Here is a 22,574-nt window from a genome sequence, read left to right as displayed (position 1 = left end):
CATTGACGTTTTAAATGTGGTTAGACATAATAAATACATACATAAAGGTGGTGCAGTAAAGAATGAATAACAGTAAAATACTAATTTCAATTATTGTTACAGCAATTATTACAGCAGGTATTACATACAATGTTGTACAACCTAAAGAAGTAACACTGTTGAAAGAAGATGACCCTTTCTCAAAACTAAAATCAACATATAATTTATTACAAGAAAATTACTACCAAGATGTTGAGACAGAAAAGTTAGTAGAAGGAGCTATCAAAGGAATGGTGGAATCTTTAGAAGATCCATATTCTGTATACATGGATATTGAGGAAGCGAAGAGCTTTAATGAAAACATTTCTTCGACTTTTGAAGGTATCGGTGCAGAAATACAAGAAAATGATGGAAGTATTATCATTGTATCTCCAATAAAAGGATCTCCTGCAGAAGAAGTTGGATTAAAGCCAAAAGACGTTATCACAAAGGTTGATGATAAATCAGTTGAAGGGTTTTCTGTGACAGAAGCTGTTATGTTAATAAGAGGAGAAAAAGGATCAGAGGTTAACCTCACTGTTCAAAGACCAGGTGTTGGTAATTTGAATTTTACCATTACACGAGATACTATCCCTATTGAAACAGTATATTCTGAAGTAGTGGAAGATAATATTGGTAAAATTCAAATTACTAAGTTTTCAGAAAGTACTAGTGAAGAACTCGCTAAAGCATTAAGTGAACTTCAGGATAAGAATGTTAAAGGTCTAATTATTGATCTTCGACAAAATCCTGGTGGTTTAATGGATCAAGCAATAGCTATGTCTGACATATTTGTAGAAAAAGGAAAAAATCTTCTTCAAGTAGAATATAATAATGGAAATAAAGATGTTTATAAGGCTCAAAATGATGTGGTTATTGACTTGCCTATAACTGTGTTAATTGATGGTGGTACTGCGAGTGCTGGAGAAATTATGGCTGCTGCTTTAAATCAATCAGCTGGTATTCCACTTGTTGGAGAAAAGACATTTGGTAAAGGAACAGTACAATCGGCTGAAGGATTTAAAGACAATTCGTCTGTTAAATATACTACTGCAAAATGGTTAACACCTGACGGTAGTTGGATTCATGATAAAGGTATTGAGCCAACAGTGAAAGTTGTACTTCCAGAATATGCGAATTTACCTTACATTAATCCTGACAATGTATTAAAACAAGGAGATGCAACACCTGAGGTTAATGCTGCACAACAAATGCTTAAAGCATTGGGTTATAATGATGTTAGTGTAAATGGCTTCTTTGATGAAAAAACTTTAAAAGTTGTTCAGCAATTTCAAAAAGATCAAGGACTAGATGTTGATGGGAAAATTTCTGAAGGTACAACAATTAAATTAATTGAGCTTTTACAAACGAAAATAAAGGAAAATGACACACAACTAGATAAAGCAATTAAAACACTAAAAAAAGAATTATAAAAAATAGCTCTTCGGTAGTCACATATTCTATGACTTATCGAAGAGCTATTTCTGTCTCTAATTTGGTTTTTTACTTAAAGCCAAGTTGAAACTTGTTGAAGATCTAATCGATTACTTTTGTGAGCAGCCTTTTGAGCTTTGCCTATAGTAATAAGCATCACCGGAACATATCTTTCAGAAACATTAAATTCTTTCACAAATTGTTCTTTGTTAAACCCACCGATTGCACAAGTATCAAAGCCTTTTGCTTTAGCGGTCAACATAAACTGCATTGCAGCTAATGATGCATTTGAGAAAGCAGCATCTCTAGCAAAACCTTCATCAGTGTAAGCTCCGTTAATTTGTTTAGCTAAAGTTTCTTTGATTTCAGAAGTCATATAGCCTGCTTCAACTAGTGGCTCGTATACAGAGTCGGTATTTTTATTTGCTTTTAAATCACCAAGAATAGCAATAACTGCTGAAGATTCTACAATTTGATTCTGGTTGTAGGCTATAGGTAAAAGCTGTTTCTTTGCTTCCTCACTATGAAATACAGTAAAATGCCAATGTTGTAAATTCCAAGCAGATGGTGCCTGTGTTGTAATTGAGAGAATTTCTTGCAACTCTTCTATAGAAATTTGTTCATTTGCATTATAGTTACGAATTGATGTGCGAGAGGTTATTACTGACATTAATTCCTCGGTGTAAGTTGTACTCATTAAAATTCCTCCTAATATTTGAAAAAATATAGTGTATATTATATACTAAAAGTAATAAACTTACTTTTTGTAAGTTTGATTAACATAAGAAACATCATAAATGATTTAATATATTGAGTCAAGAGATACGAAAACAAGGGGCGATTTTAATGAAATTAAATCTTTGTCCAAAAATGGAATCTGCTTTTCGACTATTAGGAAAACGTTGGATTGGTATTATTATTCATGTTTTATTAGACGGTCCGAAAAGGTTTAAAGACCTGACTGAGATTATCCCTAGTATTAGCCAAAAAATGCTTTCTGAAAGGCTAAAAGAATTGGAAAATGAAGGTCTTTTAGAAAGAATCGTGATAGATGATACGCCTGTTAAAGTTATATATCAGTTAACAGATAAAGGGAAAATGTTAGAAGGAGTAATGCTAGAGGTAGGAAAATGGGCAAATACCTTTTGTGAAACAGAAGGAGGAATTGATCGTGAATAGGACTGTCATTATTACTGGTGGAGCAAATGGCATCGGCAAAGAACTTGTCTACCAATATGCTAAAAAAGGGTATAAAGTTGTTATTGCTGATGTAGATGAAAAAGAAGGTTCAAAAATTGTTGATCATTGTAAAAATAATGATTTACCTGTTCTTTTTATTAAAACAGATGTTTCTGTTATAGAAGATATAAAGAAATTAATACAGAAAACGGTGGATCAATTTGGTTCATTGGATATCCTAATTAATAATGCAGGATTGTCAAAATGGATATCACCTTATGAAATTACAGTTGAAGATTGGGATACAATCATTAATACAAATTTAAGAAGTGTGATGTTTACCTCAAGAGAAGCTGCGAAAATGATGAAGAAAAATAATACAGGTGGTAAAATTGTTAACATTTCATCAACAAGAGCATTTATGTCAGAGCCAGACTCTGAAGCATATGCAGCAACCAAGGGTGGAATTATTTCTCTTACACATGCACTAGCTACATCATTAAGTGAAGATAATATACAAATTAATTCGATATCCCCAGGTTGGATTGAAACAGGAGATTATAGTAGCTTAAGAGAAGTGGATCACTCACAACATTTATCCAAAAGAGTTGGAAAACCAGAAGATATAGCTAAAGCATGTTTTTATTTAACTGCTGAGGATAATGAATTTGTCACAGGAATAAATCTTGTAGTAGATGGTGGAATGACGAAGAAAATGATTTATGAACACTAACTTTAACTTTTGTACTTATTACGAAAAGTACTTATTAAATAAATGTGATAAAACACTCAAATAGTAGTTTTATTATAATTTCAATCAATGAAAGGTGATCAAAATTTGATTGATCTTAAGAAGATATTTAAGCGAATTACCTAATTTATAGGTATCTACCCAATCGAATAGTTACTTACATGAATACTTAATAGTGTAGGTAAATATTAGAGGAGGTAGAATAATGTCACATTATTTACAAAGTGGGTTTCGCAGTCCACACCAGGATAGATTCTTTTTTGGAGGACCTTTTGTTGGTGGACTTCTCGGTGGTTTAGTAGGAAGTGCAGTATTTAGACCACGACCGTTTTATCCATATGGAGGTTATCCCCCATATGGTGGAGGATTTGGTGGTTACCCTTATGGATATGGATTCGGATACCCATATGGTGGACCCTTCCGTTATTAATATTGAGTAAAATGTTAAAAACAATATAAACATTAAAAGAGCTGACCTCTAAAATAACCCTTTATATATGGGTATCATCTTATGGTGAAACATTATATAAGCGGAGATTTGAAGAGGAAAGCTCTTTTATGTAGTCTAAACTGATAGAAGGTCGGGAAGGGAATGGCTTCCCGACTTTCATCAATTTTAAAAGATTTCTAATAGGTAATATCAATTTCTGAAATTGAGTTTTCTGTTAACTTTACCAATTGTATTTCAAGGTAATTGTCTATATATCTTGCTTTTGTTCCTTTTCTTTTTACAGGGGCTGGAAGCATATATTTTGAGACTTCTCCTTGCTTAGGATAATTTTTAATAATTAGTTGATGATTTGTATGTTGTACCTTAATATCATTGTCATGATTTTTAGAAATGTTAAGTTTGACGTACACATATTCATTTGTTTCAAAAATCTCAGGCTTGGGTGTCTGAACTTTTTCATTAGGAGATAGATCTCCTTGAAAAGGAAAACTTTGTGATAAATCTCCTCCAAAAACATTTTTCATCACACTTTGAATATAATTCTCTACTTCTTTTGGATTCATTTTATTTAAATTTTTAGTGAAACCTGTCTGATCGAATGGAAATTGTTTGTTCCACGGAAACATTTTTTCACTTCCTTTATGACTAAGATTTGTAACCATAATATGCAAAGTAGAAGTAAACGGTTAGCAATGCAAATAGGTTGTGGTACAACTACCCTTATGTTTATAATTGATTTTAGGTAAGGCTGTTTTCGCAAAATTAGTTGCTTTTAACAACTCCAAATAAACAGCACTTTATCAAGCATGATGGCATCTTTTCTTATTAAAATAGTATTATTATGCAATAAGAACAATGATTAAACTACAATATTAGGGTAATTAGGAACAATCTTTCAGAAAGGCTTTTTTCGTAAACTTTGTTGCTATTAAATAATCTAAGCAATCAGCAATGTATTAAGTATAGTGGCATCTTTTCTTCATAAAATAGTACCCTTATAGTTGTAAAACTCTTTTTTAATTCTAAATTTTAGTTACACAGCAACAATTGTTCAGAAAAGAGCCTTAGGTAAAGAAGAAGTGAGGATATCATAATGCATACATCTGAAGCAAATACTTATAAACACGGGTTACTATACACAGCAGCTTCATATTTACTTTGGGGGATTTTGCCTCTTTATTGGAAAATGGTAGGAGATGTAACACCTGAAGAGATATTAGCCCATCGAATTTTTTGGTCATTTTTATTTATGTTAGTCATACTAAGTGTTAATCGTGAATGGAACAATATGTTAGAACATTCAAAGAAAATCATTAAAAAACCAATTGTTCTGGTAACATTGGTTTTATCATCTATTTTAATTAGTATAAATTGGTTTGTTTATATATGGTCGGTTAATAATGACCGAATGATTGAAGCAAGTCTTGGGTACTACATAAATCCTTTAATAAGTGTTCTTTTGGGAATGCTATTTTTAAAAGAAAAATTAAACTTACTACAAAAAATTTCATTTATTGTTGCTGCCTTAGGAGTTCTATATATGACATTGCATTACGGTGAAATTCCATATGTTGCATTGACATTAGCTTTTAGCTTTGGACTATACGGTTTAACGAAAAAAATGACAAAATTGAGTTCTGCAATAGGCCTAACTTTCGAAACTTTAATGGTTACGCCAATAGCTGTTTTTTATCTATCTTTTTTAGCTCAAAAAGGTGATATGCTGTTTTTAGACGTAGAGTTAACTACAAAGTTACTATTGATAGGTGCTGGTGCGGCTACAGCCATTCCGTTACTCCTTTTTGCATCAGGTGCAAAAAGAATTCCGCTGTTTATGGTAGGAATCCTACAATATATAGCTCCAACAATCACATTAATAATAGGTGTTGTCATCTACAATGAACCTTTTACATCTACTGAAGTTATTACCTTTACATGTATTTGGACGGCTTTATTCATTTTTACATTGTCTCATTCAAAAGCCTTTAGGAAAATAGAGTTAAAGTTAAGAAGAAAAAAATCAGTCGAGTTATAGATTGTATTTATTGTGAGGGTAACAAGTTATGGATTATAGAGATTTACTTGAAGCTTATCGTATGCTTTGGACAAATCGGACATTACCTGTAAAAAAAGATGAATATACTACATTAATTTCTTCCATTGAGAAGGAGATGAAAGATGAAATGACACATCCTAGACTTAGAAAAACTTCTACGGAAAAGTTTCATTCTTCAGTGACTAGAATTATATCTTCTTCTTTAAATAATAAACAAAAGGTACAGTTGATTGAATTACATATCTCTGTTATCGAGAGAATTAGAAATTTCGAACAATAAGGAGACAATGAGAGATGAAGGTAATTATAAAAGAAGATGTACAAGCTTATCTAGATCAATTCTTAAATAAATCTGTTTTTATCCATTTAGAAACGACAACAGGGTCATATTCAGCTCATAAAGACGAAAAGAATATGACTGTTGTTGCTTTTATTCGGAATGCTAAAGTTATGTATCATCAAGCTAAAATAACTGGAAATGGTCCATACCGTGTAGGATTAAAACTTGAAGACGGCTGGATATATGCTGAAGGTTTAACAGATTGGATATTTAACGAAGATCAACAGCTTTTATTAGCTGGACACAATGGAGAAGGACAATTGGCCATAGCTCTTCAAATAAGTGAAAATCCTTTTGAAAATTAAAATAGAGGAGAAGAGGAGAATAAAGATGAGAGAACATGTTCTAGTAATCTTACCACACCCTGATGATGAAGCATTTGGTGTAGCAGGGTTAATAGCTAAAAAAAGAAAAGCTGGTGTTCCTGTTACTTATGCATGTGGCACATTAGGTGAAATGGGTAGAAATATGGGAAATCCGTTATTTGCTAATCGTGAAATTTTACCGCAAATACGAAAAGAAGAATTAGAGAATGCTTGTAAAGCTATGGATATTCAAGACTTAAGGATGCTAGGACTGAGAGATAAAACACTTGAATTCGAGGATGATGAACAGTTAGCAACAATAATGGAGAATATTATCGATGATGTACAACCTTCATTAATTGTAACTTTCTATCCAGGACATGGCGTTCACCCTGATCATGATGCATGTGGTGCAGCAGTTATACGCGCGTTGAAGCGCAAACCAGTCGAAGAACGACCTTTAACTTATTGTATGGCTATTACCAAAAATCGCTTTGAAGTTATTGGAGAACCTGATGTTCACATTAAAATTACAGATGTAGCTGATGTGAAATTAAATGCATTGAAAGCACATCGTTCACAAACTGAAGGAATGCTAAAACAAATTGAAGAAAAGCTTTTAAGCAAAGATCCAGAATTTATACATTGGTTTGAAAGTGAAGTTTTTTGGACATATAAATGGAACAGTTGATTTCTTCATATTGACTGCTTATTATAGAAGGCTGTTTCGTAAACTTTGTTGCTTTTATTTACTTGGAAAGAAAAAGCACTATATAAAGTCTAGCGGCATCTTTTCTACTAGAATAGTACCTTTTCTACGATGAGAACACCGTTTCTAACAAAGAATTAAGTCAATTAGCACCAATCTTTCAGAAAAGAGCCTTATAGAAAGCTAAAAAAGAGAGAACGACTCATTTTAAGTCGGCCTCTCTTTTTTGATTTGTACACAAACTTAAATGACTTGCGAATTTCTTAGTTAACTGAAAATTCCTGTGCTTTTCTTTTTTGTATAAAAGCAAGCCTAGCGGAAAGGCCAATAGCCCCAGCCGCAAGACCAGATATTAAACCAATCCAATACCCGAATGCATCCAAGGAAGTGAAGGTTGCTAATAAATACCCTACTGGAAGGCCTATAACCCAATATGATATAAGAGCCATAATAAATGTAACATTAACATCTTTATAACCTCTTAATGCGCCTTGGATAGGTGCTGCGATTGCATCTGATAGCTGAAAGAAAATAGCATATATTAAAAAGGCTTGAGTCAACTTAAGAACATCAGGATCAGAAGTGTAAATTGAAGCAACCTCTGGACGAAAGAAAAAGATTAGTGCTGCAGATAAAACAGATAAAAATAGGGCAAAACCAATACCTAAATAACTATATTGCTTTGCATCCTTAATTCGTTTGGCTCCAATTTCATGTCCTACTACGATAGTAAGTGCCATTGAAATACTCAGTGGTAGCATATAAAGGAACGAGGCAAAATTTATGGCAGCTTGGTGTGATGCAATTGTAACAGTATTATATTGACTCATAAGCAATGTTACTGCTGCAAATATACTTGTTTCAAAGAAAATGGATAAGCCGATTGGTACGCCAATAAGTAAAATCTCAGCCCAGGATTTAAATGAGATACCATAAAAGGTTTTAAAGATACCAAATTCCTTAAAAGGTGCTTGCTTTAAGATAATTAGGATCGTGATAACTGTAATACACCAATATGTTATTGAAGATGCTATTCCAGCACCAATACCTCCGAGCTTTGGAGCACCAAACTTACCGAAAATGAACATATAATTCAAGATAAAGTTAATGGGCAAAGATGTTAGTGTGATAAACATCGTAACTCTAGTCAAACCTAAAGCATCAATAAAACATCGTAAAACAGCATAAATAAATAACGGAAAAATCCCAAAAGATAATGCAATAAGGTATCCTTTTGCAATATGTAAAACATCTTCTTCTAAACCCATATTATTTAATATTGGATCTAATACAAAAAAGCCAAGAAGAATAATTAGTAATGAGATAACGACGCTGACATATAATCCTTGAACAACCATGAAGGGAACTTCTTTTTTTCTTTTAGCTCCTATAAGCTGAGCTACAATTGGGGTGACCGACAAAAGAATCCCACTTAAACCAGTGTAAACAGGTATCCAAAGACTTGATCCAATTGCTACACCAGCTAGATCGTCTCGTTGGACTTTTCCTGACATTGTTGTATCAAAAAAGCTCATCGAGAACAAGCCAAGCTGCGTAACTAAGATTGGAAAAAGTATACTTGAGAAATAGAACAATTTTTCACGTTTTGAAACGGCTTCTTTCATATTAACATCCTCTTTTCTAGTTGTTGACTAGAGAATTATAACATGAATGGAATTGATGGAATGTTATTTTTGTTCGTTGTTCGATTTGCCTGATTCACCTTTAAACATTTGGTAATAAAAAAAACCTAGTGAAATCACCCCAAGTATACTAAAAGTATATTGGAAAATTTTTTGAGTAATCATTGTTAAAACCTCCCTTTTTAGTATGGTGTATTTTAGGAAATAATACTCATAAAAATTTATACCGAAAAAGGAGTCATATATGATGGAGAATATTTCAGCGTTGGTTCATATTAAAAATCATATCTCATATCATCTTGATCAGATTATTGAGGAAGCAGTAATAATGAAAAATTCATTAGGAGAGAAGGACTATTGTTTATTGTGTGAATTATCCAATATAAGAGAGCGATTTGACGAAATACAATCCTCAGCATCATTTTTTTACTTAAAAGCATATATAGCGGAATTTACTAAGAATTATATTGAAATTGCAAAAGCACTGCAAAATTTATCAAATAGGAGACATGGTGCACTCATTATTGTAGAACGTTTAGATTCAACAGGTTCCAAAATTCATGGTGGAATTCAAATCAACGCAGATTTATCCAGTAGACTGATTGAAAGTATCTTTTATCCAGGTAATCCTTTACATGATGGCGCACTTCTCATTTCAGGAGATGTTATTCATTCAGCGGCTAATGTTCTCCCATTAACCACACAGCATTTTGGGTCAGAAAAGATCGGCACAAGACATCGAGCTGCAATTGGTCTTTCTGATCAAACAGATGCACTAATACTAGTTGTTTCTGAAGAAACAGGTAAAATGTCTTTTGCTTTAGAAGGTACGCTTTATCCAATTAGCTCTTCAAATACAAACTTACAATAACTATTATTTATTTCGTGTAGCGAAATAGTTTTTTGGATGTTATAGTTAGCATACATACAAATTATTGGAAGAAGCTGAAATTATGTGGAGAAACAAAAATGTTTGGATATTATTATTAGGTGAATTAATTGCTGGGTTAGGGTTGTGGATGGGTATTATTGGGAATTTGGAATTTATGCAGAAGTATATCCCATTGGATTTTATGAAATCAGTCGTGTTATTCCTCGGGTTGTTAGCAGGAGTATGTATAGGACCACTTGCAGGTAAAGTAATTGATACTTACTCTAAGAAAAAGGTCATGATTTTTGCAGGGATTGGTCGTATGTTAAGTATTTTATTTATGTTCCTAGCCTTGCATTTTGAATCAATTTTATTTATGGTTTTCTTTTTGGTGACAATACAAATTAGTGCAGCGTTTTACTTCCCGGCTATTCAAGCGGTTATTCCTTTAATAGTTAAGGACGAAGATTTAATTCAAATGAATGGTGTTCATATGAATGTTTCTACACTAGCTCGTGTAGTAGGAACTGCTTTAGCAGGAATGATGTTAGTTGTGATGAAAATAGAATTTTTATATGTGGCATCTATGATCGCCTATTTAATTATATTAATGACAACATTTGCTTTAAAATTTGATGAACCAAGTATCGATAGAAAAGGTAGTAAAAAGACAAGTAGTTTTAGAGAGGTTATACCAGTTTTAAGAGAAATTCCGATTGTTATTTCAGCACTGGTATTAACGATTATTCCAATGCTTTTTATTGGAGGATTTAATTTAATGGTTATTAATATTAGTGAATTACAGGATGATACTGCAATAAAAGGACTTTTATATACAGTGGAAGGTGTATCATTCATGATTGGCGCTTTTTTTGTAAAAAAAATAACTCATCTAATGCCACCTATTAAACTAATGTTTATTTTTGCATTTGTCATATCTTTTGCCCATTTATCATTGTTTTTTAGTGATATGAAAATCATGTCTCTCATTTCATTTGGACTTTTTGGTTTAGGTGTTGGGTGTTTTTTCCCGATAGCGGCTACGATTTTTCAAACGAAAATTCCCAAAGCATATCACGGGAGATTTTTCTCTTTTAGGAATATGTTGGATCGAGTCATGTTTCAAGTTGTTTTACTAAGTACAGGGTTATTACTTGATACTATTGGTCTCAAATACATGGTCGTTATTTTCGGTGTTGTATCTCTTTCTGCAGTTACATATTTTGCATTAATACAGAGTCGACATAATACAAATAATACTAAACTATTAAAAGAAAAAAACGTAGTATAATTCAGACTATTAACAAACGCTCACTTCTTTGTTACTCACCTAGCTGAGGTGCGCCTAACTACCAAAAAGGGTAACTCAGCTCCTTCCAAGGCTTCGTGCCTCCGAAAGTCAAGAGTTTTCGATCGGTCTTAGGGCTTTAAAGCATAGTTTGCCATCTAACTGGTAGTAATATCATTTTTATGTTGAAAAGGGCAAAATTTATTTCTACCCTTTTTTTGCATGAAAATAAGAAAGAAACCTATCTTATAGAGTTTACCCTGAGCTCCAAGAATTCTATTTTAAAAATTCTTTTTATTTCTAGAATATCCTTGTTATTAAAGTGATAATCAAGTTTTTAAGTGTGAACAGGTAGCTGGAGTATTAAAAGTAATGTTAAAAACCGAATGATTAAGTGTTATATCAATTAATCTTTTGGTTCACTCAGCTTACTCAATTTAGATTTGTTCGTCTTTTTGTATGAATTCTTTAGTTGAGTCCCAGCCATTTCTATCACTGTCATTATATAAAAGTTTATACATAGATTTGTACCTTTTTACCTATTTTTGGCTTAATATACTTTTTTTTATAGAATTTTGTAGTTTTATGTACTCGAATCAATTAAACTATTTTTAACCCGGTAATTTGGCGGTAATAGAATTGAAGGGACTATAGAACTAGTTAATGTAAAATAGTTTCTATCAAAAAAAGTTTGGTGCTTTAACCCCGCTTAATGAAGAGTCATTTTTAAAATACCAAGGAGGTACATAATTTAATGAAACAGAAAATATTGGGGCTAACAGCTACGGCTGTTGTCGGTTCATCCCTATTTGCCTCAGCTGCAGCTGCAGACAGTGTCAAGGTTAAGAGTGGGGATACTCTTTGGAGCTTATCTCGTCAATTTGAAACAAGCGTTGACAAAATTAAGAGTGCAAATGGTTTATCCAATGACTTCTTAAAAGTTGGACAAGTATTAGAATTACCTAGTACGAATAAACAAAATACGACCCCAGTTGTTACACCTAAAGTGGAAACGACAACGACAACGACAACAAAGGCTGTTACATATGTAGTTAAATCAGGAGACTCTTTATGGGTGATAGCAAGAGCTAACAACACATCTGTTAGTGAATTGAAAAAATTGAATGGTCTGCAAAATGATCTGATAAGGGTTGGTCAAAAGTTAGTTGTAAATAAAGAAACAACAACGACAACGAAAGAAACAGACAAAAAGTCTGTAGTTAACCCGACTAAACCGATATCATCACAATCTTCTTATTCTGTTAAAGCAGGTGATTCTTTATGGAAGGTTGCAAATCAATTTAATATTACAGTTGCTGAACTTAAGGTAACAAATAAGCTTACTTCAGATACAATTCAAATTGGACAGGTTTTAAAGATAACAGGTGAAATTCCTGCAACAGATAAACAAACAGATACAGTTGAAACAAATCCAACTAGTAAGATCGATATAATGATTAATGAAGCTAAAGCACTTATTGGTACACCTTATGTATGGGCAGGAAATACACCATTAGGTTTTGATTGTAGTGGCTACATTTATTATGTGCTAAATAAAGTGACATCTGTTTCTCGCTTAAGTACTGCTGGTTATTGGGATTTAATGAAGCCAGTTAGTAACCCCGCTGTAGGTGATTTTGTCTTCTTTACAACATATAAAGAAGGTCCTTCACATATGGGGATTTATTTAGGAAATAATGAATTTATCCATTCTAGTAGTTCAGGAGTAACAATTTCACAATTATCAAACTCTTATTGGAAAGAGCGCTATTTAGGTGCTAAACGTTTTGCGAAATAATAATCTAATACATTACTATGAAAAGACCTTTTAAGGTCTTTTTTGTATGTGAACATTTAAATAAATTTTTTAATGGAACATTTTTGAATACTCGTTGATTTTCTAGTATACTCGACTTTGGATTATGATAATCTTGTTATTTTGAAAACAGCTTAAAGCTGTACGGATATATAGTTAAAAATGAAAGAAGGACTAATATGAATTCACCACAATTTAATACATTACCAGATAAAATAAAAGAAATAATAGAAAAAAGAGTGAAAAGGTTTGAACAGGATGAAGAATTAATAGGCGAAAGTGGTTTTACTCCATCAGATGAAGCTATTTTAATTGATGCGATGATTGCACTTGCTCTTGGGAAGAATGTTCTTCTAAAAGGACCAACAGGGTCAGGTAAAACAAAGCTTGCAGAAACATTGTCAAATCTATTTGGTCAACCTATGCATAGTATAAACTGTTCTGTTGATTTGGATGCAGAAGCACTATTAGGGTTTAAAACAATTACAAATGAACATGGGAAAACAACTATTGAATTCATTTCAGGACCTGTCGTAAAGGCTATGAAAAGTGGTCACTTACTTTATATTGATGAAATCAACATGGCAAAGCCAGAAACTTTACCAATATTAAATGGAGTTCTAGATTATAGAAGAATGATCACAAATCCTTTTACTGGTGAAGTGATCAAATCTGATGAGGACTTTACAGTTATAGCGGCCATTAATGAAGGATATGTTGGTACTGTACCTTTAAATGAGGCATTGAAAAACCGTTTTGTCGTTATTGAAGTTCCTTATATTCAAGGAGAAGAATTGAAAAAAGTTTTAGAAAGTCAATCGACACTTAAAGATCAAAAGTTATTAGACACGTTTACAAAACTATCTAGTGATTTATTAACTCTAGTTCAAAATGGGCAAGTATCCGAAGAAGCAGCTTCTATTCGAGCACTTATTGATACATGCGATTTAGCTAGTTTTATGCCACCAAAACGATCAATTGAAAGATCGATTGTTGATAAACTAGAAGATGAAAGGGAAAAAGCTGCGATTCGAAATCTTGCAGATACTCTTTTTGAGTGAGGTTTTTAAATTGAGATTTATTAAATTTAATGATCAACAAGTTGACTCATTTTTATTCATGGAGCTATCAGATCTTGCTAAAGCTTTAACGAAACAATCTGACATTGAAGTTGACTATAGTGTGCAATCATATTTAGATCCAATTCATTTTAAAGCATTTATTAGTCACTTTTGGGATCATAGAGAAAGAAATGAGATAGTACATGGTTTTAAAAGTGATATCTATTTGAGATGTATTGGGAATTTTTATTTTACAAACTACCGGAAAATTGGTTTATTTCTTCACGAAATTGATAATTACAAATTAAAAAGCTTTGCAAAACAATTGTGTATGCTCTTAGAAGATATTCGACTTGAAGAAATTTGTATTAAAGAACGCCCTGGAACCAAAAAGTCTTTTAATGTTAGAAAAAAATTATATAGAAAACATTTTCAAGGACAACTTACAATACATAAAGAACGTAATATTTTAACGGATGCACTTTTTAATTATCTCTTTTTAAGGTTAACATCACATTCTTTATTTGAAGAAACACCTTCATTATCTGGAAATTTAGATCGTGCGCTCCCTTATATTGAAACAAAATTATTTTCAGTTTATGAAGCTAAATCAACATCAGATAATATAAAGACTGTAAAGGACATATTGGTAATATTAGAAGAAATTCTCGATAAGGATATGTTAAACACTTATTTTTATCTTGCTGAACTAGAGTATGATTCTTTTCAAGCCAATACGCTTTTTGATGAGTTAAAGAGAAAAAATAAACTGAAGAACAAAGATACTTTAAAAGATGCTAAAACAGGTGACAAAGATGTTCATGAAGACAAATTACCTACATGGCACAGTGAAACAAGTAAACCAACAAAAAGCTTTCTTCAATTCGAGTTGGAACAGGGGACGAACACAACAATTAATGGTGATGGTACTGTTCGAGAAGGTGAAGATACAGATCAAGCTCTCGCTATGGTGCAAGGAACATCAAAAAAAGCAAAAAAGAATGACTATTCAAAACTAGAAGCACTTGAAAATACTGGTGAAGAACGATCGGTAGGAGTGGATTTAGCATATGGAAAAGAGAATAAATATGCTGTACCAATTTTTGAAGATCCAATTGTCCCTCTAGTTAATGAAAGAGACGAGTACTTAGAGAACAGAAATCAAGTCATGTTGTTACAAAACAAGTTGAAATTAATGATTCTTAAAACACTTGAACATAAAAGAACGATGCCTAGAACAGATCTTCATATAGGAAGGATGAATAAAAAGCTATTAAGATTATTAACAGACGAAAACCCAAAGCTATTTTATAAAAAACAGGAAAAGTCACCTGAAATCGATGCTGTTTTCACATTGTTAGTTGATTGTTCAGCATCTATGTATGATAAGATGGAGCAGACAAAACTTGGAATAACTTTATTTCATGAAACATTGAAATCTGTAAGAGTACCTCATCAAATTGTTGGATTTTGGGAAGATACAAATGAAGCAACAAAAACTCGTCAGCCCAATCACTTTCATACTGTTGTATCATTTGAAAGTTCTTTGAAACAACAAACCGGTCCTGAGATTATGCAACTAAAACCAGAAGAAGATAATCGCGACGGCTACGCAATCAGACACATGACTAAACAGTTAACAATGAGACAAGAAAAACAAAAATTTCTCTTGGTTTTTTCAGATGGAGAGCCTGCTGCGATGGGGTACGAAAGAAATGGGATTATTGATACACATGAATCAGTTTTAGAAGCTAGAAAAATGGGAATAGAAGTTTTAAATGTGTTTTTATCTACAAGAGAAATTGATGAAGCAACGAAAAACACTATACAAAACATTTATGGAAAATATAGTATATTTGTTGAGGAAATTGAAGAGTTACCAGAGCAACTATTCCCACTATTAAAGAGACTGTTACTAAACACAATATAAATGAAATGCTAGAGAGAATTTTCAATGTCGGGGAACGTTTTAATAAGCTTATTATCTGAGGTGTCTTCCCCTACCCAATTCTCTCAGCAACAGTCTAAATATACAGATTGAATCAACAAAGAGCTGAAAATTAGCATAGAGTTTAATATTTTCAAAAATTAATTTGAATTTACTTTAAAATAATAAATATTGTACTTTTTACCTGAGCATATGTTGTAAAATAATCATAAGATCCACAAACGATTTATTATATAATTCTGATAATTCAGAACTTAATTTTGCTTACATTGTCTCTAGAAAAAAATAAATTTTTTTTGGATTTTTCAATTATCCTTATTGGAAAGTGAAGTTAGCAATGGTAAAATAGCCTTGGAAGCGTTTTAAAATTATATTACTATTTTAGATTTTTAATTAATATTGTAGGATAATATCATTATACCTGCAAACGTATCAGAACTTAAATTTCTGATCATTTAAGAATAGTTGGGGGTAATGTTACATGTCAGAAGGTACAAATATACGAAATTATCCTTGGGAAAATTTTTATGGACCAAACCTCGGCTATGTCATGGAACAGTATGATCTATATAAATCTGATCCAGATTCTGTTGACATAGAATTGAAAGAAATATTTGATAACTGGGGTTCTCCATCTATACAGACTAAACAATCCACTTCAGCAGGGAATGAAACTATAAGTGCTGATAAAATGAAACAGATTGCAGAGGCAGTTAAGCTTGTCACAAATATCCGTAGATATGGACACTTAAACGCATCTATCTATCCTTTTGAGGATACTGCAGAGAAAAATGAATTTCTTCGATTAGATGAATACGACTTAACAGAAGAAGATTTAAAAGAGATTCCAGTACATCTTTTGTGTGAAGATGCTCCAGCACATGTAACAAATGGTCTAGAAGCATATCAATATTTAAAAGAGGTATATAAAAGTTCAATTGCTTTTGAATTTAGCCATGTACATAATTACGAAGAGAAAACTTGGTTAATGAAAATGGTTGAATCAGGAACTATCTTTAAACCGTTATCAACTGAAAAAAGAAAAAGTATATTGAAAAGACTAACAGAAGTAGAAGGGTTTGAACAATTTCTTCATAGAACATTTGTAGGACAAAAGCGTTTTTCTATCGAAGGATTAGATATGCTTGTTCCAATTCTCGATGAGTTAATTTCACGATCTGTCAAAGACGGATCAGAAACAATTAATATTGGAATGGCTCATCGTGGTCGTTTGAATGTTTTAGCACATGTTCTAGGAAAACCATACGAAATTATCTTTTCTGAGTTCCAACATGCACCAAATAAGGAATTAGTTCCTTCTGAAGGTTCAATTGGTATCAATTATGGTTGGAGTGGAGATGTAAAATACCATTTGGGTGCTAATAAGCAAATTAAAGAACAAAGTGATGTTCGTGCGAAGGTAACGTTGGCAAATAATCCAAGTCATCTTGAATTTATCGACCCAATTGTTGAAGGTTATACGCGCGCAGCTCAAGAAAATCGCTCTGAAAAAGGGTACCCAAAGCAAAATGTGAACGAAGCAATGGCAATATTAATTCATGGAGATGCTGCATTTCCTGGAGAAGGTATTGTTGCTGAAACGCTAAATTTAAACAAGTTAACAGGTTATCAGACTGGTGGCACAATACATATCATTGCCAACAACATGATAGGTTTTACAACAGAGAGTAGAGATTCTCGCTCGACTAAATATGCGAGTGATTTAGCTAAAGGCTACGAAATTCCAATTATTCACGTAAATGCTGATGACCCAGAAGCATGTATAGCAGCAGTATATATCGCGATGGAGTATCGTAAAAAATTCAAAAGCGATTTTCTGATTGACTTAATTGGATATAGACGCTTTGGTCATAATGAGATGGATGAGCCATCAATGACTCAGCCAAGACTTTATGAAAAAGTACGTAAGCATCCAACAGTTCGAGAACTTTATGGTAAAGCGTTAGAAAATGAAGGCACACTTAAGTCTGAAGACATCGAAAAAATAAATAATGAAGTACAATCAGCTCTTACAGAAGCCTATCAAAAAGTACCAGATAAAAAGAATATTGAAATCACTCGAGAAATTAAGCTACCGGAATTCGTAAATAGTGGGCTTCCTAAATTAAATACAGCTGTTAATAAAGATGATCTATTGAAATTAAACGAAGAGCTAGTTACTTGGCCTGAGAATTTCAATGTATTTTCTAAACTAAAAAGAATCCTTGAAAAGAGAGCCAAATCATTTTCAGAAGACGGTAAAGTAGAATGGGCTTTAGGAGAAGCTTTAGCATTTGCTTCAATTCTTAAAGATGGGACGCCAATTCGACTATCAGGTCAGGATTCTCAGCGTGGTACATTTGCTCAAAGACATATTGTTCTACATGATGTTGAAAATGGAGAATTTTATTCACCGTTACATCAGTTATCAGATGCCAAAGCATCATTTGCTGTTCATAATAGCCCTTTATCAGAGGGATCTGTTATTGGTTTTGAATATGGCTATAATGTTTTTGCTCCTGAAACACTTGTATTATGGGAAGCTCAATATGGTGATTTTGCAAATGCTGCACAAGTGTTTTTTGATCAGTTTATAGCTGCAGGACGTGCAAAATGGGGTCAAAAATCTGGACTAGTTATGCTGCTTCCTCATGGTTTTGAAGGTCAAGGACCCGAACATTCAAGCGGAAGATTAGAGCGTTTCTTACAACTTGCAGCTGAAGATAGTTGGCAAGTTGCAAACTTAACAAGTGCAGCTCAATATTTCCATATTTTGCGCCGACAAGCAGACTTATTAAAGCGTGAAGAAGTAAGGCCGTTAGTTATTATGACACCTAAAAGTTTGTTGAGAAATCCATTAACTGTATCTGATATTAATGAACTTTGTGAAGGTGAATTTAAGCCGATTATTGAACAACCAGGACTAGGTACATCTCCTGAGAAAGTAAAACGACTGGTATTATGTAGTGGTAAAATATCAATTGATCTTACTGATAAACTTAACTCAATGGATGAAAATCTAGATTGGGTCCATATATTACGTGTAGAGGAATTGTATCCATTCCCTAAAGAAATTATTACTTCTATTCTTGAACGTCTGACGTCATTGGAAGAAATAGTTTGGGTACAAGAAGAACCTCAAAATATGGGGGCATGGACATTCTACGATTCAAAATTAAGAGAAGTTGCTCCAACTGGTATTCCAGTAAGGTATATCGGAAGAAGAAGAAGACAAAGCCCGGCTGAAGGAGATCCTAATATTCATAAAAAGGATCAAGAGCGCATTGTGACAGATACTCTGACATGGAATAAATAAAAGACCACTGAATGAATAATTGAAAAAAAGCGGGGCTTGCTATATTCATAATGTGACAGTTAGTCATTATAGATGTACTAACTGCATATTTCTTCAAAAGCAGGTGCTCAAGGGGGAAAACCAACATGGCTGAAATTAAAGTACCAGAACTAGCAGAATCTATTACTGAGGGAACGATTGCTCAATGGCTTAAACAACCAGGTGATGTAGTTGAAAAAGGAGAATACCTTTTAGAAGTTGAAACAGACAAAGTAAATGTAGAATTAACTGCGGAATATTCTGGAGTTTTAAAAGAGCTGTATAAAGAATCTGGTGATACAGTTCAAGTTGGAGAATCTATTGGGATAATTGATGAAAGTGGAGAGGCTCCAAGCTCAGAGCCTGTAAAAACAGAAGAAAAACAAAAAGAAGAGCCTAAATCACCAACAAAAGACACTAGTTCTTCTGTTGATGAAGATAAGAAGAATAGAACAATTGCTTCACCTTCGGCTAGAAAACTTGCTCGTGAACGAGGTATTGATTTGCAACAGGTTCAAACGACTGACCCACTTGGACGTGTTCGTAAACAAGATGTGGAATCTCATTCAGAACGTCCAAGTACAAAACAGGCTGAACAGCCAAAAGCAGCTCCAAAAGCACCTTCACAGTCACAACAGGAAGATGGATCTAAACCTGTAGAGCGTGTTAAAATGTCACGACGTCGTCAAACGATTGCAAACCGATTAGTTGAAGTTCAACAAACGGCTGCAATGTTAACAACTTTTAATGAAGTAGATATGACAGCAGTTATGGAGGTTCGCAAACGTAGAAAAGACAAATTCTTTGAACAACATGATGTTCGTCTTGGATTTATGTCGTTTTTTACAAAAGCGGTAGTTGCTGCATTGAAACAATTCCCATTATTGAATGCAGAAATTCAAGGTAATGAAATTCTTATGAAGAAATTTTATGATATTGGTATTGCTGTATCTGCTCCAGAAGGTCTAGTTGTGCCAGTTGTTCGTGATGCTGACCGATTAAATTTTGCAGGTATTGAAGGAGAGATCCTTAATCTTGCAACAAAAGCTAGAGACAATAAATTAAGCTTAGGAGATCTTCAAGGTGGTACATTTACCATTACGAATGGTGGAGTATTTGGTTCATTATTATCAACACCAATCTTAAATGGTCCACAAGTTGGTATTCTAGGAATGCACAAGATACAGTTAAGACCAGTAGCAATTGATGCAGAAAAAATGGAAAATCGACCGATGATGTACATTGCATTATCTTATGATCACAGAATTGTAGATGGTAAAGAAGCAGTTAGCTTCTTAGCCGCTGTTAAAGAATTACTAGAAGATCCAGAATCATTATTACTAGAAGGTTAATATGAACAAAGCAGAGAGGTGATTTTTTCCTTTCTGCTTTTTTTATTTATGAAGCTAAGTAAAAGCATAATGGTATTTCAGTGTGTTGATTAAATCCTACATTGTAAAGTGTTATCTATTATAGAGAGAATAATAATTAGAATTAAATGTGTGTAGATTACAACCAAAATTTGTCTTAACACCAAGAAAAAATGAAATGTTTTAATAAACGCTGTTTTCTCAAACTTTGTTGCTATTAAATGCTCGAAGCAATCAGCACAGAATAAAATGTAGTGGCATCTTTTCTTCATAAAATAGTACCCTTATAGAGTAGAAACACTGTTTTCACTCCAAATTTTTGTTACATAGCAACAATCGTTCAGAAAAGAACCATAATAAGAGATTATTTTTATATTTCAATTTATATTATGCTAGTAAAATGATAAAATGAAAGCTTATCTAATGTTTAGATGAAATCAGGTAATAAATTGATTTAATTTTTCAAAATCAATTTATCTTTAGCTTAATTTTTTTGAGGTGATTTTGTGAGTAATAACAATGTTGAACAATGGTCTTCAAAACTAGCCTTTATCCTTGCTGCAGCAGGATCTGCAATAGGACTAGGAGCGATTTGGAAATTTCCGTATGTTGCAGGAACTAGCGGTGGTGGAGTATTTTTTCTTATCTTTATTTTGTTTACAATAATAGTTGGTTTACCACTATTATTAGGAGAATTTATAATTGGTAGAAGTACACAAAAGGATGCAATACTATCTTATAAACAAATTGCACCAAAATCCTCCTGGCATATGATAGGTAGGCTAGGTGTGTTTACATGTTTTATTTTGCTTTCGTTTTATAGTGTTGTAGGTGGTTGGATATTAATTTATATCTTTAAAGGTTTGACTGGTGAATTAAGTGGATTAACAGATCAACAATATGGTGAATTATTTGGAGCAAGCATTACAAATCCTTATTTGGTGGTCTTTGCACAGCTATTATTTTTACTTATTACAATATTTGTCGTGTCTAAAGGTGTATCAAATGGTATAGAAAAGGCTAGTAGAGTAATGATGCCAGCGTTATTTGTCCTTTTCCTTATCATTATTATTCGTTCTGTTACGTTAGATGGAGCAATGGAAGGAATCATCTTCTTCCTAAAACCTGATTTTACAAATGTAACTTCTGAAACAATCCTTTATGCTATGGGTCAATCATTTTTTGCATTAAGCGTAGGTGTTTCTGTTATGGTAACATATAGTTCATATTTATCTAAAAAAGAAAATCTACCACAATCTGCAGTCTCTATTGTTATTTTAAATTTATTAGTAGCGTTTTTAGCAGGGTTGGCTATTTTCCCAGCAGTTTTTTCTTTCGGGCTGTCACCTGATGCAGGGCCAGTTCTATTGTTTAATGTATTACCAACAGTGTTTAATCAAATGCCTTTTGGTGTCTTCTTTTTAATTGCGTTTTTGCTATTATTTTTATTTGCGACTTTAACATCTGCGTTTTCTATGCTTGAAATCATTGTCGCTCCATTAGCAAAGGGTGATGTTTCAAAGCGTATTAAATATTCTTGGTTACTTGGTATCAGTATTTTTATCGTTGGTATACCATCCGCACTGTCATTTGGTGTACTTAATGATATTACATTTTTCGGTAAATCGATATTTGATGCAGCAGATTTCTTAGTTAGCAATATATTAATGCCATTAGGAGCACTTTTAATATCGATCTTTGTACCACTTAAAATATCGAGAGAAAGCCTATTTAGTGAGCTTACTAAAGGATCAACATTTAGTAAAAAGCTTTTTGCCATTTGGTATTTATTGATAAAATATATTGCTCCGATAGCAATTATTTTAGTGTTTTTAGATGTTTTAGGTATTATATAACTGTGCAATGTTAACTGTATCAGTTGAGTTTTCAGGTAATTTCAAAATCCTGAAAACTAACAATGACCTTAATTCACATAACTCATAACTTAGAATTCTAATAAAAAGAAGGCTGATGATGGTTGCTCATCTTCAGCCTTCTTT

At 32.9% G+C, this 22,574-nt stretch carries 19 protein-coding genes; 16 read left to right on the top strand and 3 right to left on the bottom strand.

Annotated elements, in window-relative coordinates; all coding sequences use genetic code 11:
* Positions 1 to 62 precede the first annotated feature (62 nt).
* Positions 63 to 1,451 (top strand): S41 family peptidase, encoded by a 1,389-nt coding sequence (locus LC076_RS05035; RefSeq protein ID WP_226666674.1) that lies wholly within the window; start codon positions 63 to 65, stop codon positions 1,449 to 1,451.
* Between the two features lie 74 nt (positions 1,452 to 1,525).
* Here the strand turns inward: LC076_RS05035 and LC076_RS05030 are convergent, their stop codons facing one another.
* Positions 1,526 to 2,122 carry a nitroreductase family protein gene (locus LC076_RS05030; protein ID WP_413465952.1) on the bottom strand — a complete coding sequence of 199 codons (597 nt, stop codon included), beginning with the start codon at positions 2,120 to 2,122 and terminating at the stop codon, positions 1,526 to 1,528.
* Positions 2,123 to 2,298: 176 nt separating this feature from the next.
* Here LC076_RS05030 and LC076_RS05025 point away from each other — a divergent pair, with 176 nt between their 5' ends.
* The 3 genes from LC076_RS05025 to LC076_RS05015 all read left to right on the top strand — a co-directional run bounded on the left by LC076_RS05025 (position 2,299) and on the right by LC076_RS05015 (position 3,812).
* Positions 2,299 to 2,631, top strand: coding sequence for a winged helix-turn-helix transcriptional regulator (locus LC076_RS05025; protein ID WP_226666670.1), 333 nt, complete (start codon positions 2,299 to 2,301; stop codon positions 2,629 to 2,631).
* Positions 2,624 to 3,364, top strand: coding sequence for an SDR family oxidoreductase (locus tag LC076_RS05020; protein ID WP_413465944.1), 741 nt, complete (start codon positions 2,624 to 2,626; stop codon positions 3,362 to 3,364). Before LC076_RS05025 ends, LC076_RS05020 begins: the two co-directional genes overlap by 8 nt.
* A gap of 223 nt (positions 3,365 to 3,587) precedes the next feature.
* Positions 3,588 to 3,812, top strand: a complete 225-nt coding sequence (locus LC076_RS05015) for a hypothetical protein (protein ID WP_226666667.1) — start codon at positions 3,588 to 3,590, stop codon at positions 3,810 to 3,812.
* A 197-nt stretch (positions 3,813 to 4,009) separates the two neighbouring features.
* Here LC076_RS05015 and LC076_RS05010 read toward each other — a convergent pair whose 3' ends face one another.
* Positions 4,010 to 4,459, bottom strand: coding sequence for an Hsp20/alpha crystallin family protein (locus LC076_RS05010; protein ID WP_226666665.1), 450 nt, complete (start codon positions 4,457 to 4,459; stop codon positions 4,010 to 4,012).
* Between the two features lie 467 nt (positions 4,460 to 4,926).
* On the opposite strand from LC076_RS05010, the gene rarD reads away from it, so the two are divergent.
* From rarD to bshB2, 4 genes are read left to right on the top strand one after another with little or no spacing between them, the layout of a single operon-like run.
* Positions 4,927 to 5,868 carry an EamA family transporter RarD gene (gene rarD / locus LC076_RS05005; RefSeq protein WP_226666663.1) on the top strand — a complete coding sequence of 314 codons (942 nt, stop codon included), beginning with the start codon at positions 4,927 to 4,929 and terminating at the stop codon, positions 5,866 to 5,868.
* Positions 5,869 to 5,896: 28 nt separating this feature from the next.
* Positions 5,897 to 6,169: a hypothetical protein gene (locus LC076_RS05000; RefSeq protein WP_226666661.1), complete on the top strand. Its 273-nt coding sequence runs from the start codon at positions 5,897 to 5,899 to the stop codon at positions 6,167 to 6,169.
* A gap of 14 nt (positions 6,170 to 6,183) precedes the next feature.
* Positions 6,184 to 6,534, top strand: coding sequence for a YojF family protein (locus LC076_RS04995; protein ID WP_226666659.1), 351 nt, complete (start codon positions 6,184 to 6,186; stop codon positions 6,532 to 6,534).
* A gap of 25 nt (positions 6,535 to 6,559) precedes the next feature.
* A complete protein-coding gene (bshB2, locus tag LC076_RS04990; RefSeq protein ID WP_226666658.1) occupies positions 6,560 to 7,225 on the top strand; it encodes a bacillithiol biosynthesis deacetylase BshB2 in 666 nt (221 codons plus the stop codon).
* Positions 7,226 to 7,506: 281 nt separating this feature from the next.
* On the opposite strand, the gene LC076_RS04985 is transcribed toward bshB2, so the two are convergent.
* The gene (locus LC076_RS04985; RefSeq protein ID WP_226666655.1) at positions 7,507 to 8,868 is read right to left on the bottom strand and encodes an MATE family efflux transporter; all 1,362 of its coding nucleotides are present in this window, start codon (positions 8,866 to 8,868) and stop codon (positions 7,507 to 7,509) included.
* A gap of 265 nt (positions 8,869 to 9,133) precedes the next feature.
* Here LC076_RS04985 and cdaS point away from each other — a divergent pair, with 265 nt between their 5' ends.
* From cdaS to LC076_RS04945, 8 genes are all read left to right on the top strand, one after another.
* Positions 9,134 to 9,757, top strand: coding sequence for a sporulation-specific diadenylate cyclase CdaS (cdaS, locus tag LC076_RS04980; RefSeq protein ID WP_226666653.1), 624 nt, complete (start codon positions 9,134 to 9,136; stop codon positions 9,755 to 9,757).
* A gap of 82 nt (positions 9,758 to 9,839) precedes the next feature.
* Positions 9,840 to 11,048 (top strand): MFS transporter, encoded by a 1,209-nt coding sequence (locus LC076_RS04975; protein ID WP_226666651.1) that lies wholly within the window; start codon positions 9,840 to 9,842, stop codon positions 11,046 to 11,048.
* Positions 11,049 to 11,799: 751 nt separating this feature from the next.
* A complete protein-coding gene (locus tag LC076_RS04970) occupies positions 11,800 to 12,843 on the top strand; it encodes a LysM peptidoglycan-binding domain-containing protein (protein WP_226666648.1) in 1,044 nt (347 codons plus the stop codon).
* A 197-nt stretch (positions 12,844 to 13,040) separates the two neighbouring features.
* Positions 13,041 to 13,922 carry an AAA family ATPase gene (locus tag LC076_RS04965; RefSeq protein WP_226666646.1) on the top strand — a complete coding sequence of 294 codons (882 nt, stop codon included), beginning with the start codon at positions 13,041 to 13,043 and terminating at the stop codon, positions 13,920 to 13,922.
* A 10-nt stretch (positions 13,923 to 13,932) separates the two neighbouring features.
* Positions 13,933 to 15,852 carry a vWA domain-containing protein gene (locus LC076_RS04960; RefSeq protein WP_226666643.1) on the top strand — a complete coding sequence of 640 codons (1,920 nt, stop codon included), beginning with the start codon at positions 13,933 to 13,935 and terminating at the stop codon, positions 15,850 to 15,852.
* A gap of 499 nt (positions 15,853 to 16,351) precedes the next feature.
* On the top strand, positions 16,352 to 19,186 hold the full coding sequence (gene sucA, locus LC076_RS04955) for a 2-oxoglutarate dehydrogenase E1 component (RefSeq protein WP_226666641.1): 2,835 nt from the start codon (positions 16,352 to 16,354) through the stop codon (positions 19,184 to 19,186).
* A 125-nt stretch (positions 19,187 to 19,311) separates the two neighbouring features.
* A complete protein-coding gene (gene odhB, locus LC076_RS04950) occupies positions 19,312 to 20,556 on the top strand; it encodes a 2-oxoglutarate dehydrogenase complex dihydrolipoyllysine-residue succinyltransferase (protein ID WP_226666639.1) in 1,245 nt (414 codons plus the stop codon).
* A gap of 524 nt (positions 20,557 to 21,080) precedes the next feature.
* Positions 21,081 to 22,430, top strand: a complete 1,350-nt coding sequence (locus tag LC076_RS04945; protein ID WP_226666638.1) for a sodium-dependent transporter — start codon at positions 21,081 to 21,083, stop codon at positions 22,428 to 22,430.
* Positions 22,431 to 22,574 lie beyond the last annotated feature (144 nt).

Origin of the sequence: Metabacillus litoralis, from assembly GCF_020524045.1 — a bacterium.
Lineage (GTDB): Bacteria > Bacillota > Bacilli > Bacillales > Bacillaceae > Metabacillus > Metabacillus litoralis_C.
The sequence above is the reverse complement of the archived record's forward strand: the minus strand, read 5'-3'. Positions and strand labels throughout refer to the sequence as shown.